The sequence below is a fragment of the Mycobacterium sp. genome (assembly GCF_965229265.1).
Classification (GTDB): domain Bacteria; phylum Actinomycetota; class Actinomycetes; order Mycobacteriales; family Mycobacteriaceae; genus Mycobacterium.
Genome location: NZ_CBDDIY010000011.1, coordinates 1,010,168 through 1,026,237, shown reverse-complemented (window position 1 = coordinate 1,026,237; position 16,070 = coordinate 1,010,168). Strand labels below are relative to the sequence as shown.

Annotated in this window: 17 protein-coding genes; 5 read left to right on the top strand and 12 right to left on the bottom strand. The window is 67.7% G+C overall.

From position 1 onward, the window contains the following. Positions 1-34: 34 nt before the first annotated feature. Positions 35-1,393, top strand: a complete 1,359-nt coding sequence (locus ADBZ9K_RS17305; RefSeq protein WP_526622485.1) for an HNH endonuclease signature motif containing protein — start codon at positions 35-37, stop codon at positions 1,391-1,393. A 22-nt stretch (positions 1,394-1,415) separates the two neighbouring features. Here ADBZ9K_RS17305 and aldR read toward each other — a convergent pair whose 3' ends face one another. Further along, the gene (aldR, locus tag ADBZ9K_RS17300) at positions 1,416-1,931 is read right to left on the bottom strand and encodes an HTH-type transcriptional regulator AldR (protein ID WP_526622483.1); all 516 of its coding nucleotides are present in this window, start codon (positions 1,929-1,931) and stop codon (positions 1,416-1,418) included. A gap of 95 nt (positions 1,932-2,026) precedes the next feature. Here aldR and ald point away from each other — a divergent pair, with 95 nt between their 5' ends. After that, complete coding sequence (ald, locus tag ADBZ9K_RS17295) at positions 2,027-3,142, top strand: alanine dehydrogenase (protein ID WP_526622481.1); 1,116 nt, start codon at positions 2,027-2,029, stop codon at positions 3,140-3,142. Positions 3,143-3,225: 83 nt separating this feature from the next. Here ald and ADBZ9K_RS17290 read toward each other — a convergent pair whose 3' ends face one another. The 7 genes from ADBZ9K_RS17290 to rpsO all read right to left on the bottom strand — a co-directional run bounded on the left by ADBZ9K_RS17290 (position 3,226) and on the right by rpsO (position 10,564). Continuing rightward, complete coding sequence (locus ADBZ9K_RS17290) at positions 3,226-4,023, bottom strand: VOC family protein (RefSeq protein WP_526622479.1); 798 nt, start codon at positions 4,021-4,023, stop codon at positions 3,226-3,228. Positions 4,024-4,091: 68 nt separating this feature from the next. Further along, positions 4,092-4,481, bottom strand: coding sequence for a YchJ family metal-binding protein (locus tag ADBZ9K_RS17285; protein ID WP_526622477.1), 390 nt, complete (start codon positions 4,479-4,481; stop codon positions 4,092-4,094). Between the two features lie 10 nt (positions 4,482-4,491). Beyond that, on the bottom strand, positions 4,492-5,406 hold the full coding sequence (bla, locus tag ADBZ9K_RS17280; protein WP_526622475.1) for a class A beta-lactamase: 915 nt from the start codon (positions 5,404-5,406) through the stop codon (positions 4,492-4,494). Further along, complete coding sequence (locus ADBZ9K_RS17275; protein WP_526622473.1) at positions 5,403-6,425, bottom strand: nitronate monooxygenase; 1,023 nt, start codon at positions 6,423-6,425, stop codon at positions 5,403-5,405. The genes bla and ADBZ9K_RS17275 overlap by 4 nt, the downstream gene beginning before the upstream one ends. 2 nt (positions 6,426-6,427) lie before the next feature. Next, complete coding sequence (locus ADBZ9K_RS17270) at positions 6,428-7,774, bottom strand: M16 family metallopeptidase (RefSeq protein WP_526622472.1); 1,347 nt, start codon at positions 7,772-7,774, stop codon at positions 6,428-6,430. Continuing rightward, entirely contained in the window at positions 7,752-9,995 is a 2,244-nt protein-coding gene (locus tag ADBZ9K_RS17265; RefSeq protein WP_526622470.1) for a polyribonucleotide nucleotidyltransferase, read from the bottom strand. Before ADBZ9K_RS17265 ends, ADBZ9K_RS17270 begins: the two co-directional genes overlap by 23 nt. A 299-nt stretch (positions 9,996-10,294) precedes the next feature. Then, on the bottom strand, positions 10,295-10,564 hold the full coding sequence (gene rpsO / locus ADBZ9K_RS17260; protein ID WP_059020502.1) for a 30S ribosomal protein S15: 270 nt from the start codon (positions 10,562-10,564) through the stop codon (positions 10,295-10,297). Positions 10,565-10,727: 163 nt separating this feature from the next. Between rpsO and ADBZ9K_RS17255 the strand changes: the two genes are divergently transcribed. Both ADBZ9K_RS17255 and ADBZ9K_RS17250 read left to right on the top strand, forming a co-directional pair. Next, positions 10,728-11,084 carry an ArsR/SmtB family transcription factor gene (locus ADBZ9K_RS17255; RefSeq protein ID WP_526622468.1) on the top strand — a complete coding sequence of 119 codons (357 nt, stop codon included), beginning with the start codon at positions 10,728-10,730 and terminating at the stop codon, positions 11,082-11,084. Then, on the top strand, positions 11,084-11,569 hold the full coding sequence (locus tag ADBZ9K_RS17250; protein WP_526622466.1) for an SRPBCC family protein: 486 nt from the start codon (positions 11,084-11,086) through the stop codon (positions 11,567-11,569). The genes ADBZ9K_RS17255 and ADBZ9K_RS17250 overlap by 1 nt, the downstream gene beginning before the upstream one ends. Before the next feature lie 7 nt (positions 11,570-11,576). Here the strand turns inward: ADBZ9K_RS17250 and ADBZ9K_RS17245 are convergent, their stop codons facing one another. Further along, positions 11,577-12,554 (bottom strand): bifunctional riboflavin kinase/FAD synthetase, encoded by a 978-nt coding sequence (locus tag ADBZ9K_RS17245; protein WP_526622464.1) that lies wholly within the window; start codon positions 12,552-12,554, stop codon positions 11,577-11,579. Between the two features lie 80 nt (positions 12,555-12,634). On the opposite strand from ADBZ9K_RS17245, the gene mntR reads away from it, so the two are divergent. Continuing rightward, positions 12,635-13,339: a manganese-binding transcriptional regulator MntR gene (gene mntR / locus ADBZ9K_RS17240; protein WP_526622462.1), complete on the top strand. Its 705-nt coding sequence runs from the start codon at positions 12,635-12,637 to the stop codon at positions 13,337-13,339. Positions 13,340-13,348: 9 nt separating this feature from the next. On the opposite strand, the gene truB is transcribed toward mntR, so the two are convergent. The 3 genes from truB to pptH form a co-directional block, all read right to left on the bottom strand. Beyond that, positions 13,349-14,215, bottom strand: coding sequence for a tRNA pseudouridine(55) synthase TruB (gene truB / locus ADBZ9K_RS17235; protein ID WP_526622749.1), 867 nt, complete (start codon positions 14,213-14,215; stop codon positions 13,349-13,351). A gap of 194 nt (positions 14,216-14,409) precedes the next feature. Continuing rightward, a complete protein-coding gene (gene pptT, locus ADBZ9K_RS17230) occupies positions 14,410-15,078 on the bottom strand; it encodes a 4'-phosphopantetheinyl transferase PptT (RefSeq protein ID WP_526622460.1) in 669 nt (222 codons plus the stop codon). Next, positions 15,075-16,010: an ACP phosphodiesterase PptH gene (pptH, locus tag ADBZ9K_RS17225; protein ID WP_526622458.1), complete on the bottom strand. Its 936-nt coding sequence runs from the start codon at positions 16,008-16,010 to the stop codon at positions 15,075-15,077. The genes pptT and pptH overlap by 4 nt, the downstream gene beginning before the upstream one ends. Between the last annotated feature and the right edge of the window lie 60 nt (positions 16,011-16,070).

Sequence of the window (16,070 nt, the reverse complement as noted above, 5' to 3'; positions counted from 1 at the left end):
TTTCTTGTCGTAGGTCCGGCGTAGCATTTCGAACATGAGTTCGATCGGTGCGGTGTTGGAGCTGCTTGACGATGTCGTCGAGCAGCTCGCCGGGGTCGATCTCGAGGCGTTGGACGCCCCGGAGCGGTTCGTCGTATTGGAGCGGTTGGAGACCGCGCAGCGCCGGCAGGCGGCGGTGGCCTGCTCGGTGGTATCCCGGCTGGAGCGGTTCGAAGGCTGCCCGCCGCTGCCCGCCACCCTGGCCGATGTGCTGCGGATCAGCAAACGGGAGGCCAAGCGGCGCCTGCGCGACGCCGAACAACTCGCCCCGCGGTCCACGCTGACCGGCCAGCCGCTGCCACCGTTGTTACCCGAGACGTCGAAAGCCGTGCACGCCGGACACTTGGATGGCGAGCATCTGGCCGTCATCCAAAAGTTCTTCCGCGACCTTCCCGACCACGTCCCCGCTGCCGAAAGAGAGAAGGCCGAACGCTCCCTGGCTGAGCATGCGGTCAACCTGCGACCGGATCAGCTCGAGAAGGTCGCCTCCCAGCTCGCCCTGATGCTGAACCCGGACGGGGTGTTCTCCGAGCAGGACCGGGCCCGCCAACGCGGGTTCGTCTGGTGCGGCGGGCAACGCCCCGACGGAATGAGTGTGGGCAAGCTGGTCGCCGACCCCGAGCTACGGGCGGCGGTGGATGCCTGGATGGCCAAATTCGCCGCACCCGGGATGTGCAACCCCGCCGACGAGACACCGACCACCACGCCAACCCAGGACACCGCACACCGAGACGCGCGCAGTCACGGCCAACGCCAACACGACGCCCTCAAAGCGCTGCTGCGCCGACAACTCGGGGACCCCAAACTCGGTCAGCACAACGGGCTGCCCGTCACCATCATCGTCACCGCCACCCTGCAGGACATCCAAGCCCAGAGTGGCCAAGCCGTCACCGCCAGCGGAGTGCGGGTCCCCATCAGCGACGTCATCCGCCAAGCCACCCACGCCTACCACTACCTGGCCCTGTTCGACGGGGTCACCGGCCGCGCCCTGTGGTTAGGCCGCACCCGACGCATCGCGTCGGCCGATCAACGCATCATCCTGCACGCCAAATACCGCGGCTGCACCCGGCCCGGCTGCGACGCCCCCGGCTACCACAGCGACGTCCACCACGCCGCCAAGGACTGGAAACACGGCGGCGCCACCGACATCGACGACCTCACCCTGGCCTGCGGACCCGACAACCAACTCGTCGAAACCGGCGGGTGGACCACCCGCCAACTCCCTGACGGCACCACCGAATGGATCCCCCCACCACAACTGCCCATGATCCGAGGCGGCACCAACACCTACCACCACCCCGAACGCCTCCTCGACAACGGGGAAGCCCCGCCCCCGGGCGGGGAGGCCGCCTAGCGTGCGGACCACGCGGCACTCCCTACAGCGGCGCAGCCCCGCGCAGGTGCTCGAAGATCAGCGACGTCTGGGTACCGGCCACGTCGGCGTCGGCGTTGAGGTTCTCCACGACGAACGAACGAAGGTCGTCGGTGTCGCGGGCCGCGACGTGAATGATGAAGTCGTCGGCACCGGCCAGGAAGTACACGTCCATCACCTGGGGCCTGCTTCGGATGTGCTGGATGAAGTTGCGAATCTTGCCGCGCGCGTTGGACTGCAGGCTCACCGAGATCATCGCCTGCAGCGACAGGCCGATCGCGGCCGGGTCGATATCGGTGTAGAAACCGCGAATCACCCCGATGTCCTGCAACCGGCGCACCCGCCCATGACAGGTCGACGGAGCGATCCCGACGGCATCGGCCAGCGCACTGTTCGATATCCGCGCGTCGGCGTGCAGCGCCGCCAGGATCCGCCGGTCGACGTCGTCGAGCTCGGCGCTCCGAACATCCTTCGACGCGACCCCGGAACGAGTTGCCGTTTTCGCAGATCCTTCGGACATAGTGCGATCTTAGTGAATCTTTGTCGTCACGATTGCCTTACTGCCGATGGTTCTTCACAATTCTTGGTAAGCCAATCCCACAACAAGGAGCGATCATGCGTGTCGGCATTCCGACCGAGATCAAGAACAACGAGTACCGCGTCGCTATCACCCCGGCCGGTGTGTCCGAACTGGTCCGCCGCGGGCATGAGGTGCTCGTCCAGGCCGGCGCGGGCGAGGGATCGGCCATCCACGACGATGACTACAAGGCCGCCGGAGCGCAGCTGGTAAGCAGCGCCGACCAGGTGTGGGCCGAAGCTGACCTGCTGCTGAAGGTCAAGGAGCCCATCGAGGCGGAATACAGCCGCATGCGCAAGGGCCAGACCCTGTTCACCTACCTGCACCTGGCCGCGTCGCGTCCCTGCACCGACGCCCTCCTGGCGTCGGGCACCACCTCGATTGCCTACGAGACCGTACAGACTGCCGACGGCGCACTCCCGCTGCTCGCTCCGATGAGCGAGGTTGCCGGACGGTTGTCCGCTCAGGTCGGTGCCTACCACCTGATGCGCACCCAGGGCGGTCGCGGCGTGCTCATGGGCGGCGTGCCCGGCGTCGCCCCGGCCAAGGTCGTGGTGATCGGCGGCGGCATGGCCGGCGACAACGCCGCCGCCGTCGCCTGGGGCATGGGCGCTCACGTCACCGTGTTCGACCTCAACGTCAACACCCTGCGCAAGATCGACGCCGAGTACGGCGGCGCCATCGAGACCCGCTACTCCTCGCGGCTGGACCTCGAGGATGCCGTCAAGCAGGCCGACCTGGTCATCGGCGCCGTGCTGGTGCCCGGCGCCAAGGCCCCCAAGCTGGTCACCAATGAGACTGTGGCACAGATGAAGCCGGGCGCCGTTCTGGTGGACATCGCGATCGACCAGGGTGGCTGCTTCGAAGACTCCAAGCCCACCACTCATGACAACCCGACCTTCAAGGTCCACGACGCCGTGTTCTACTGCGTCGCGAACATGCCCGGCGCGGTCCCGCGGACCTCGACCTACGCGCTGACCAACGCGACCATGCCCTACGTGCTCAAGCTCGCCGACAAGGGCTGGCAGAGCGCGTGCAAGGCCGACGCGGCGCTGGCCAGGGGGCTGTCGACCCACCAGGGCGACCTGCTCTCGGCCGAGGTCGCCCACGACCTCGACCTGCCCTACACCGATCCGGCCGGCCTGCTGGCCTGAGACCCCATGTGAGCCAACGGCTCACCCCCACACAGCGGACCGGGACAGCTCTTCGAGCGTCCCGGTTCGTTGGTGTTTGGGCCTCACATACCGGCCGGCGGATGACCGAGACAGATCAGCGCACCCAGCGGATCCCTGATCGCCGCCAAAGTGCCGTACGGGGTCTCCTCGCCGGGCATCAGGACCTCGGCACCGAGAACCTCGCTCTGCTTCACCGTCGCGGCGACGTCGTCGACAGTGACGTACACCTGCCAGAACGACGGCACCTCAGCGGGAAAGAGCTTGGCCGCATCCATGATTCCCGAATACGCGCTCTCCCCGGCGAAGACCTGCCCATACCGCTCCGGCCCAACGGCATCCGCGGCGCCGCCGGTTCCGATCTCGTCGATGCGGGCGCCGAGCACGGCCCGGTAGAACGCCAGTGATGCGTCGTAGTCCTTGCTCTGGCATTCGAACCAGTACGGCGTCCCGTGCTCACCCCACTCGGTGAACCCGGCGTGCGTCCCCGGCTGCCAGAATCCGATGACGGCCCCGGCGGGGTCGACGACGACCATCATCGAGCCCAGATCCCCGACCGGCATCGGCGGCACCATCACCGTCGCGCCCGCAGCCTGCGCCGCCGCGACGGTGGCCTCGCCATCGCTGGTGTGCAGATACACCGACCAGATGTTGGCCGCACCGGCCCCAGGCATCTGCGGCACCAGCCCGGCGACCCGCCTCCCGTTGCGGGTGAAGTTCTGATAGCCACCGAACTCCGCCTGCGGCGGCGCCTCCACCTCCCAGCCGAAGATCTCGTGATAGAACTCCGCGGCGCGCGCGGGGTCGCTGCTCATCAAATCGAACCAGATAGGCGCCCCGATCGGGGCGGCATACTCACTCACGATGAATCCTTTCAGCTGTCGTCCCCGAGTCTGACTCCGAGGCGGACGGAAACTCATCGCGACCGCGGTCAGTCGAAGAGGTCCCCGTCGACGTAGAACCACCGACCCGCTCGCATGACGAATCGGGACCGCTCGTGCAGCGTCCCGCTTCGCCGCCCATCCCGGTAGTGCGCCTGGAATTCGACCTCACCGGTCTGGACCCCAGCCCGGCCTTCAACGGTGTCGAGGATCTGCAGGCCGGTCCAGGTCAGCCGGCGCTCCGGTGTCACCGCGGCGGGCCGGGTGCGCGGATGCCACGTCCGCCACAGGTAGTCGGGGTCGCCGACCGCGAAGGCGCTGTACCGGGCCCGCATCAGCTGTTCGGCGGTCTGCGCCTGAGCCTGGCCCTGGTGCAGCGGCAGGCAACACCGGCCGAACGGTTCGCCGGAACCGCAGGGGCACGCGTCGGTCGGTCGCATCTTGTGGTGTCTAACCCTGCCCGAGCAATGTCGGCAACGCCAGGGTGGTCACCTCGGCGACGAGGTCACGCAACGCGGGCGCGTTCGCGTCGTCGGACTGCGTGCGGGTCATAATCGCCAACAGGATGCGTTCCCCGTTGGGCCCGAACGCAATCCCGACGTCGTTGGTGCTGGCGTAGTCGCCGGAGCCGGTCTTGTCGGCGGTGGCCCAGCCCGGCTGCAGGCCGGCCCGCATGCTGGACGTCTGGTTGCCGCGCATCCAGTCCTCCAACTGGTGGCGATGCGCTTCGTCGAGCACGTCCCCGGTGAGGATCGCCCGGAAGCCGCCGCCGAGTGCGCGCGGTGTGCTGGTGTCACGGGGATCGCCCGGGATGGCGGAGTTCAGTTCGGTCTCCCAACGGTCCAACCGGGTGCGCTCATCGCCGATCGAGCGGGCGAAGGCGGTGATCGCCTGTGGACCGCCGATCACGGTCAGCAGCAGGTTGGCGGCGGTGTTGTCACTGCGCTGCAGCGCGGCCCGGCACAGCTCAGCCAACGGCATGGCACTACCCACTCTCGGACCGGTTATCGGCGAGTTAGGCTGCACCGCAGCGGGATCCACCAGTACGGTGTCGGTCATCCGTAGCTCGCCGCGTTGGGCCTTCTGCAGCACCCGGGCCGCCAGATAGGCCTTGAACGTCGAGCACATGGCGAACGGGTCGCTGTCGCGGTGCGCCACCGTGACGCCCGCATCGAGATTGACGCCATAGATCCCGACGATGGCGTTGTGACGCTTCTCCAGCATGCCCATTCGCTCGTCCAGTGGCGGCAGGGGTTCGGCGGGGTCGCTATGCTGCGGCGGGGTGTAGCTGGTCTTCCCGCAGGCCGCGGTGGCCGCCACGGCGGCTGCGGCCAGCACGAGCCGACGGCGCGAGACCGTCATCACAGCCCACAGGTCAGGGCCGCCACGATCTCGGCGGCGCTGCCTGGCCTGGCCGCCCGCCACGCCGTGCCCGCCCACAGATTGGTGCCATGCGGGTCACCGGCGGCCACCGCCGCCCGGCGCAGGGCACCGGTCATCTGGTTGACCTCCGGGTAGCCCAGCGGAGCGATCGGATCGAAGCGGTCGGTGAAGTCGTTGGCCAGACCGCGGGCGTAGCGCCCGGAGAATGCGCACGTGACCACCGTGTGGGTGAACTGGGGATCCGACAGTGCGTGCCGGTGAACAGGATTGGTGCCGGCCTCTTGGCTCAGCAGGAACGCGGTGCCGACCTGTGCGGCCTGCGCGCCTAGCCCGAGTACCCGTCGCACGTCGGCGGCGGTGGCGATCGCGCCCGCGGCGATCACCGGGACGTCGTGGGCCGCGACGACCTCGGCCAGCAGCGAATCCAGCGGTCGGTCCCCCGGCATTCTGGCCGGGTCGAAGGTGCCGCGGTGCCCGCCGGCCTCGGGGCCCTGCACCACCAAGGCACCGGCCCCGGCGGCCACCGCGACGCTCGCTTCGTCCAGCGAGGTCACGGTGACCCCGGTCAGCACTCCTCGGTCTGCAAGTGCGGCAAGGACTTCCGGCGCCGGACACCCGAAGGTGAACGACGCCACCTCCGGAGCGGTATCGGCCACGACGTCGAGTTTGGCCTGCCAGCCGTCATCATCGGGGCGGGTGGCGCCGGGTTCGGCGCCATAATGCTGCGCCAGCGGCACGAGCAGCTCCCGGTAGCGGTCCAGCCCGGCCTCGGTCGCCACCGAGGTTTGCGGCACAAAGAGATTCACACCGATCGGCGCGGTGGTCTGCGACCTCGTCGCGGCGATCGCGTCGGCGAACTGCTCGGCGCTCACATAGCCGGCCGGGAGGAAACCGAGACCACCGGCATTGGACACCGCCGCCGCCAGGGCCGGCGTGCTCGGACCGCCTGCCATTGGAGCACCGAGGATGGGTACTGCCAACTCGCGCAGGCTGAACGTCACGGCTAGCTCCTGATGGTCCGAAGTGGCTGCGGCAGCGATCGTTTGGACTTGTGCGGGCCCAGTACGGCGGCCCCGAACGGGTTGGCCAGTACCTGACGGGCGATCGCGTTGACCTCCTCGACGGTCACCGCGTCGATGCGCTGCAGCGTGCTGGAGATGCTGCGGTATTCGCCGTAGTTGAGTTCGCTGCGGCCCAGCCGGTTCATCCGCGAGGCGGAGTCCTCCAGGCCGAGCACCAATCCACCGCGAATCGACCCCTTGGCGATGCGGCACTCGTTCTCGGTGATGCCGTCGCGGGCCACCCCGTCGAGGACCTCGGTGGTCAACCGCACCACCTCGTCGAATCGTTCCGGCAGGCACGCCGCATACACCGACAATGCCCCGCTATCGGAGAAGGTGTCAACCGTCGAGTACACCGAGTAGGCCAGACCACGGCTTTCCCGAATCTGTTGGAAAAGCCGCGAACTCAGGCCGCCGCCGAGTGCGGTGTTGAGCACCGTCAGCGCCCAGCGGTGCGGCCAGTTCCGGCCCGGTACGCGAACGCCCAGGGACAGATGGGTCTGCTCGCCGTCGCGGTTGATCAGCTCCAGGCTGGGCTGGCCGGTGAGCCGCCCGGCCCCCTTGCGGGGCGCCTTCGGCTGGTGGCCCTTGACCAGGCGGTCGCGAAAATAGCGCCGCACCAGCCTGACCACCTCGTCGTGGTCGATGTTGCCGGCCACGGCCACCACCATGCGCTCCGGGATGTAGCGCCGGACGTGAAAGGAATGCAGCTGCGCGCGGGTCATCGCCGACACCGACTCGACGCTGCCGATCACCGGCCGTCCGAGCGGGTGGTCGCCGAACATCGCCGTCAGGAAAACATCACCCAGGGCGTCTTCGGGATCGTCGTCGCGCATCGCGATCTCTTCGAGCACGACGTCGCGCTCCAGCTCGACGTCATGGCTGGCGCACACGCCGTTGAGCACCACGTCGGCGACCAGATCGACGGCCAGTTCCAGGTCCTCGTCGAGGACGTGGGCGTAGTAGCAGGTGTGCTCCTTGGCGGTGAACGCGTTGAGTTCACCGCCGACGGCGTCGACCGACTGGGCGATATCGACCGCGGTGCGGGTCGGGGTTGCCTTGAACAGCAAGTGTTCCAGGAAGTGCGCGGCGCCGGCGACGGTTGGCCCCTCGTCGCGGGAGCCCACGTTCACCCAGACCCCGACCGAGGCCGACCGCACCGACGGCACGAACTCGGTGACGACCCGCAGGCCGCCCGGGAGGACAGTGCGCCGCACCGCGGCCGGCACCTCATCGGTGTGCCGGCCGCGGCGAAGCGACGCTGAGCTAGCTGCTGGCGGTCGCGGCATCGACAGGGGCCGCGTCGGGTGCAGCTTCCTCGGCCGGCGCATCCTCATCGACGAGGACCAGCGAGATCTTGCCGCGGTTGTCGATGTCGGCGATCTCCACGCGCAGCTTGTCGCCGACCTTGACGACATCCTCGACCTTGGCGATCCGCTTGCCGCGGCCCAGCTTCGAGATGTGCACCAGGCCGTCGCGGCCCGGCAGCAGCGAGACGAACGCACCGAAGTCGGTGGTCTTGACGACGGTTCCGAGGAACCGCTCGCCGGTCTTGGGCAGCTGCGGGTTGGCGATCGCGTTGATCATGTCGATCGCGGCCTGCGCCGACGGGCCGTCGGTGGCGCCGACGAACACCGTGCCGTCGTCCTCGATCGAGATCGAGGCGCCGGTCTGCTCGGTGATCGAGTTGATCATCTTGCCCTTGGGCCCGATCACCTCGCCGATCTTGTCTACCGGCACCTTGATGGCGGTGACCCGCGGTGCGTAGGGGCTCATCTCATCGGGCTCGTCGATGGCCTCGGCCATCACCTCAAGGATGGTGGTACGGGCATCCTTGGCCTGCGCCAGCGCACCGGCCAGCACCTGAGACGGAATGCCGTCCAGCTTGGTGTCCAACTGCAGCGCGGTGACGAAGTCCTTGGTGCCAGCGACCTTGAAGTCCATGTCGCCGAAGGCATCCTCGGCGCCGAGGATGTCGGTGAGCGCGACGTAGCGGGTCTCACCGTTGACCTCGTCGGACACCAGGCCCATCGCGATACCGGCGACCGGGGCCTTCAGCGGCACACCGGCGTTCAGCAGCGACAGCGTCGACGCGCAGACCGAGCCCATCGACGTCGAGCCGTTGGAGCTCAGCGCCTCGGACACCTGCCGGATGGCGTACGGGAAATCCTCGACGCTCGGCAGCACCGGCATCAGGGCCCGCTCGGCGAGCGCGCCGTGGCCGATCTCGCGACGCTTGGGCGAGCCGACCCGGCCGGTCTCACCGGTCGAATACGGCGGGAAGTTGTAGTGGTGCATGTAGCGCTTGGACTTCTCCGGCCCCAGCGAGTCGATCTGCTGGGCCATCTTGACCATGTCGAGGGTGGTGACGCCCAGGATCTGGGTCTCACCGCGCTCGAACAGTGCACTGCCGTGTGCCCGCGGGATCACGGCGACCTCGGCACTGAGCGCCCGGATGTCGGTGATGCCGCGGCCGTCGATGCGGAAGTGGTCGGTCAGGATGCGCTGGCGCACCAGCTTCTTGGTCAGCGACCGGTAGGCGGCGCCGATCTCCTTCTCCCGGCCGGCGAAATCCTCGGCGAGGCGATCGAGCACCTCGACCTTGATCTCGTCGGTGCGGTCGTTGCGCTCGGTCTTGCCGGCGATCTGCAGGGCCTTGGTGAGGTCGTCGGTGGCCACCGAGGCGACCGCGGTGTAGACGTCGTCCTGGTAATCCGGGAACAGCGGGTACTCGGCGACCGGCTTGGCGGCCTTCTCAGCCAGCTCCTGCTGCGCATTGCACAGCACGGCGATAAACGGCTTGGCGGCCTCGAGGCCTTCGGCCACGATGCTCTCGGTGGGCGCGGTGGCGCCGCCGGCGATGAGGTCGATGACGTTCTCGGTGGCCTCGGCCTCGACCATCATGATGGCGACGTCATCGCCCGCCTTGCGGCCCGCGACGACCATGTCGAAGACGGCGGTCTCGAGCTGCTCCACAGTGGGGAACGCCACCCAGGTGCCGTCGATCAGGGCGACCCGCACGCCACCGACCGGCCCGGAGAAGGGCAGGCCGGAGATCTGGGTCGACGCCGAGGCGGCGTTGATGGCCAGCACGTCGTAGAGATCCTTGGGATCCAGGCTCAGGATCGTCACCACGACCTGGATCTCATTGCGCAGCCCGGAGACGAACGTGGGGCGCAGCGGCCGGTCGATGAGGCGACAAGTCAGGACGGCGTCGGTGGACGGCCGGCCCTCGCGGCGGAAGAACGAACCCGGGATGCGTCCCGCGGCGTACATCCGCTCTTCGACGTCGATGGTCAGCGGGAAGAAGTCGAAATGCTCTTTGGGGCTCTTGCTGGCGGTCGTCGCCGACAACAGCATGGTCTCGTCGTCGAGGTAGGCGACGACGGCGCCGGCGGCCTGCTGGGCCAGCCGGCCGGTCTCGAAACGGATGGTGCGGGTGCCGAAGCTCCCGTTGTCAATGACGGCGGTCGCTTCGAACACGCCTTCGTCGATTTCAGCTACAGACATAGACGTCCGTTACAGCCTTTCTGAATTCACTGTTCAGCTGTTTCGCGGTGTCATAGGTGAACCCAGGTAGACCTGAGCACGACGAGGCTTGTTCCAAGATGCGGCTACGGCCGTCGATCGAAGCGGCCGGGCAGTCCCCGGTTCATGGGGGCCCGGCAGCCACTACCGAAGACCGCCCGATCAAGGCAGCTTCGCTATGACACGCGGGAACGGGACACGCGGATGTGCGTGAACCGCACCCGATGTTCAAGCCGGAAACCGGCTCGTAACGCCCCCATGTTACACGGCGGGATGTGCGCTCAGCGGCGCAGACCCAGCCGCTCGATGAGCGAACGGTAGCGGGCGACGTCGACATCGGCGACGTACTTCAGCAGCCGGCGGCGACGGCCGACCAGCAGCAGCAGACCGCGCCGCGAGTGGTGGTCGTGCTTGTGCTGCTTGAGGTGCTCGGTGAGATCGGAGATCCGCTTGGTCAGCAGTGCGACCTGGGCTTCGGGCGAACCGGTGTCGGTCTCATGCAGACCGTAGGAACCCAGGATTTCCTTCTTCTGCTCAGCAGTCAGTGCCACGAAAAAATCTCCATCAAATCAGTGCCGCGCGTAGGGAATCATGTTGGTGGCCGCCGCGGACTGCAGCACACGCCAGGTGGTGACTCTAGCAGCGGGTATGCCGGGAACCGAAATCGCGGCAGGTCCTTGACAACATACAACCGTTTGGTTGTATGTTGAGTGGGTGATCGTTGACCAGGAGGACCGGGCGGACGCTCTGTTCCACGCGCTCGCCGACCGGACCAGGCGGGACATCATGCGCCGGGCCCTGTCCGGAGAGCACTCGGTTTCCGCACTGGCGCTCAAGTACGACATGAGCTTCGCCGCTGTGCAGAAGCACATCGTCGTGCTGGAAAAAGCCGGCCTGATCACCAAGCGACGCAACGGTCGCGAACAGTTGACCAGCGGTGATGTGACGGCCGTACGCTCCGTGGCCGCCATGCTCACCGAGCTGGAGCTCCTCTGGCGGGGTCGCATCGCCCGTATCGACGAACTCATCGCAATGGAAGACGAAGTCGGAAATTTAAGGAGTACTGAATAATGCCCGTCACCGATGTCCGCCACGATCTCGAGAACCTGACGCTAACCATCACCGCCGAGTTCGCCGCGCCGGTGGCGCGCATCTGGCAGGTCTACGCCGATCCACGCCAGCTGGAGAAGGTGTGGGGGCCGCCGACGTACCCGGCGACGGTCGTCGACCACAAGCTGGCCCCCGGCAGCCGCACGACGTATTTCATGACCGGGCCCGAGGGTGACAGGCATGCCGGCTACTGGGACATCACGGCCGTCGACGAGCCGACGAGCTTTGCGTTCCTCGACGGTTTCGCGGACGCGGATCTCAACCCGAACCCCGACATGCCGGTCTCGGCGAACACCTACACGTTCACCGAGCTGGGCGGCCGCACCCGCGCGGTGTACGTCGCCAAGTTCGCGTCCGCCGAGGCGCTTCAGCAGGTGCTGGACATGGGTGTGGTGGAGGGCTCCACGTTGGCGATCAACCAGATCGATGACCTGATCGCGTCCTGATTCGCAGTCAGTCCTGCGCGGACAGGATCGCGCGGGCTCGCTCGGTGTCCCGGCCCATCGCCTCGACGAGATCGCTCACCGATTCGAACTTGAGCTGACCGCGCAGGCGGGCGACGAAATCGACCGCCACGTGCTGGCCGTAGAGGTCGGCGGCGGTGTCCAGCACGAACGCCTCGACCGTGCGAGTGCGGCCGGAAAAGGTCGGGTTGGTTCCTACCGACACCGCGGCCTGGTAGCGCTCCCCGGGCGTCACCGAGCCGGTGACCGGGCCGTGGCCCAACACGGTGAACCACGCCGCGTAGACACCGTCGGCCGGGATCGCCGAGTACATCGGCGGGGCAACGTTGGCGGTCGGGAAACCCAGCACCCGCCCTCGCCCGTCACCGCGCACCACGACGCCCTCGACACGGTGCGGGCGGCCCAGCGCCTCGGCCGCCGCCACCACGTCACCGGCGTCGACGCATGACCGGATGTAGGTCGAGGAGAAGGTGACCGTCTCGCTGCTGAGGTGTTCGGCGACCAGCGACATGCTCTCGACGGCGAACCCGAGCCGCTCACCGGCCTTGCGCAGGGCCTCGACGTTGCCGGCCGCCTTCTTGCCGAAGGTGAAGTTCTCGCCGACGATCACCTCGACCACGTGCAGCCGTTCGACCAGCAGTTCGTGGATGTAGCGATCCGGTGTGAGCTTCATGAAGTCGGTGGTAAACGGCATGACCAGGAAGACGTCGATGCCCAGTTCCTCGACCAACTCCGCGCGCCGGGCCAGCGTGGTCAGCTGCGCCGGGTGGCTGCCAGGAAAGACCACTTCCATCGGATGCGGATCGAATGTCATCAGCACCGTCGGCACCCCACGCGACCGGCCGGCCTTGACCGCCCGGGCGATCAACTCGGCATGCCCGCGATGCACGCCGTCGAACACGCCGATGGTCAGCACACACCGGCCCCAGTCCGAGGGGATCTCGTCCTGCCCCCGCCACCGTTCCACGTCGGCAAGCCTACGGCGCGCCGCGACCAAGGCACACGCTAGATCCCCAGATCAGATGATGATTGCCTAAACTTTCGGGTGTGAGCCCTGATGGCACCCCAAACCCCGGGGTACACGACCTGACAACGGTCGCCCAGGACTACCTCAAGACGATCTGGACCGCCCAGGAGTGGTCGCACGAGAAGGTCAGCACCAAGCTGCTGGCCGAGCGCATCGGAGTGTCGGCCAGCACCGCCTCGGAGTCGATCCGCAAGCTGGCCGACCAGGGCCTGGTGCACCACGCGAAGTACGGTGCGGTCACCCTGACCGACCGCGGCCGGCACGCCGCACTGGCGGTCGTCCGCCGGCACCGGCTGCTCGAGACGTTCCTGGTGCGCGAACTCGGCTACAGCTGGGACGAGGTGCACGACGAGGCCGAGATCCTCGAGCATGCGGTCAGCGACATGATGTTGGACCGCATCGACGCCAAGCTCGGTCACCCGACCCGCGACCCGCACGGCGATCCGATCCCGGCTGCCGACGGACAGGTGCCCACCCCGCCGGCGCGCCAGTTGTCCGCCTGCACCGACGGCGATCTGGGCACGGTCGCCCGCATCTCCGACGCCGACCCGGAGATGCTGCGCTACTTCGATACCGTCGGGATCAGCCTGGACTCCCAGCTGCGGGTGCTGGCGCGGCGCGACTTCGCCGGCGTGATCTCGGTGTCGGTGGAATCCGCCGACGGAGCAACAAGCACTGTTGAACTGGGAAGTCCTGCGGCACAGGCGATCTGGGTGACCAGCTAGCGGGCTGACCTACAGCGTGGCCGGGCGGATGACGACGACGGACGTGGTCCGGGTCCCGCGGTCCTGCAGCAGCGCGATCACCCGGTCACCGGGTGCCGTTGCGGCATAGATTCCGTCGATGCCGGCGCTGGTGAGCGGCCGGCCGTGACTGGTGTCGTCGGCCTCCTGCGCGGTGATGTCGCGGCGCGCAAACGCCAGCAGGCAGGCCTGGTCGAGGGAGTAGCTCAGCCGCGGATGCTCGGCGAGTTCGTCGAGCGTTCGGGCCTGGTCAAGCCCGTATCTGCCGACCCGGGTGCGCCGCAGCGCGGTCAGGTGTCCGCCGACACCGAGAGCCTCGCCGAGGTCGCGGGCCAGCGCCCGGATATAGGTGCCCGAGGAGCACTCGACCTCGACGTCGAGATCGACGAATGCCCCCTCCCGTCGCACGGCCGTCACGTCGAAGCGGTCGATGCGCACCGCACGTTCGGCCAGTTGCACCTCGTGGCCCTCCCGGACCAACTGGTAGGCGCGTTTGCCGCCGATCTTGACCGCACTGACCGCCGACGGCCGCTGCGAGATTTCACCGCGCAGGTTCGCAATCTCGCCATCGATCTGCTCTGCGGTCACCGACGCGGCGGAAACATCTTGCAGCACTTCACCTTCGGCATCGTCGGTGGTGGTGGTCCGGCCGAGCCGGATGGTCGCGGAGTACGCCTTCGAGGTGGCCGCCAGCAGACCCAGGATCTTGGTGGCCCGCTCGATGCCGATCACCAGGACCCCGGTGGCCATCGGGTCGAGCGTGCCGGCATGACCGACCTTGCGGGTGCCGAAGATGCGCCGACAACGACCGACCACGTCGTGGCTGGTCATCCCCGCGGGTTTGTCGACGACGACGATGCCGGGTGATCTCCCCCCGTCGCTTCGCTCCTGCCCGCCGGGTGATTTCCCCCCGTCGCTTCGCTCCTGCCCGCCGGGTTCCTTCCCCGCGTCGCTTCGCTCCTGCCCGCCGGGTTCCTTCCCCGCGTCGCTTCGCTCCTGCCCGCCGGGTTCCTTCCCCGCGTCGCTTCGCTCCTGCCCGCCGGGAGGTGCGCTCACAGCACGATCGCCGTCAACGCCAGGCCACCACCCACCGACCAACGCCCGGCCAGTTCGGTCAGTGGCGGACCCGAGCGCGCGGCGGGATCGATGAGAATCCTGGACACGAAACTGCCGGCCACCCCGGTCGCATCCACGTCAAAACTGATGTGCGCATCCTCGAAACCCAGCCAGCGCTCGGTGAGTGGAAACCACGCCTTGTACGTTGCTTCCTTGGCGCAGAACAGGATTCGATCCCAGTGCAGCCCACCGGGCAGTGCGCCGATCTCATAGCGTTCAACAGGCAGGCTGATGGCATTGAGCACCCCGTCGGGCAGCACTCCGTGCGGCTCGGCGTCGATGCCCACCGACCGGACCGCCGCGGTGCGGCCGACCACCGCGCCGCGATAGCCCTGGCAATGGGTGAGGCTGCCCACCACGCCCTCGGGCCAGCACGGTTGGCCCTTCTCCCCCTTGAGGATCGGCACCGGCGGCACCCCCAGCTGCTGCAGGGCGACCCGCGCACAGTGCCGAACGGTGACGAATTCGTTGCGCCGCTTGGCCACCGACTTCGCGATCAATGGCTCTTCTTCGGGCAGCGGCATCAGGCCGGGCGGATCGTCGTAGGCCTCGGCGTAGACGAGATCGGTGATGCCGGGCAGCACCGCAGCCATGAGCTCACTCATCCGCGTCGGCTACGCAGCCGGTCGCGCAACTTCTCCGACTGCTCCCGCATCTCCTCGGTGATCACGAAGTGCCCACCGAAGTCGTTGAGATAACCCGGCGCGTACTGCGGGTCCGGCAGAATCTGGCGCAGCCAGCGATACGGCCTGCGGCGCCGCCACTCCCGCGGATACCCGACCGACACCTCCTCGAAGCGCACACCGTCATACCAGGTGGTCCGCGGAATGTGCAGGTGGCCGTACACCGAGCACAGCGCGTTGTAACGGGTGTGCCAGTCCGCGGTCTCGACCGTCCCGCACCACAGGGCGAACTCCGGGAAGAACAACACATCACAGGGCTCGCGGCGCAGCGGGAAGTGATTCACCAACACCGTCGGCGTCATCCAGTCGAGTTCTTCGAGTCGAGCCCTGGTGTAGGACAGCCGGTCTCGGCACCACGCGTCACGGGTGGCGTAAGGCTCACTGGACAACAGGAACTCGTCGGTGGCCACTACGTTGCGTTGCTTGGCAATCGCCAGACCCTCGGCCTTGGTCGTCGCCCCTTCGGGCAGGAACGTGTAGTCGTAGAGCAGGAACATCGGCACGATCGTCGCCGGACCACCCTGCTCGGTCCACACTGGGAACGGGTGTTCGGGGGTGACGATCCCCATCTCGTCGCACATGGTGACCAGATGGTCGTAGCGGGCGCGGCCGAACACCTGGGCCGGGTCCTTGCCGGTCGTCCACAGCTCGTGGTTACCGGGCACCCAGATCACCTTCGCGAAGCGCCGGCGCAACAGATCCAGCGACCAGCGGATGTCGTCGGTGCGTTCGGCGACGTCGCCGGCGACGATCAGCCAGTCGTCCGGTGTCGAGGGATACAGCGATTCGGTGACCGGCTTGTTGCCGGTGTGACCCGTGTGCAGGTCACTGATCGCCCAGAGCGTGGGAGCCACAACACGCCAGCCTACTGGCGCACCGCGCATTCTGGAGCGGCCGGGCTGCCGACGACGTGA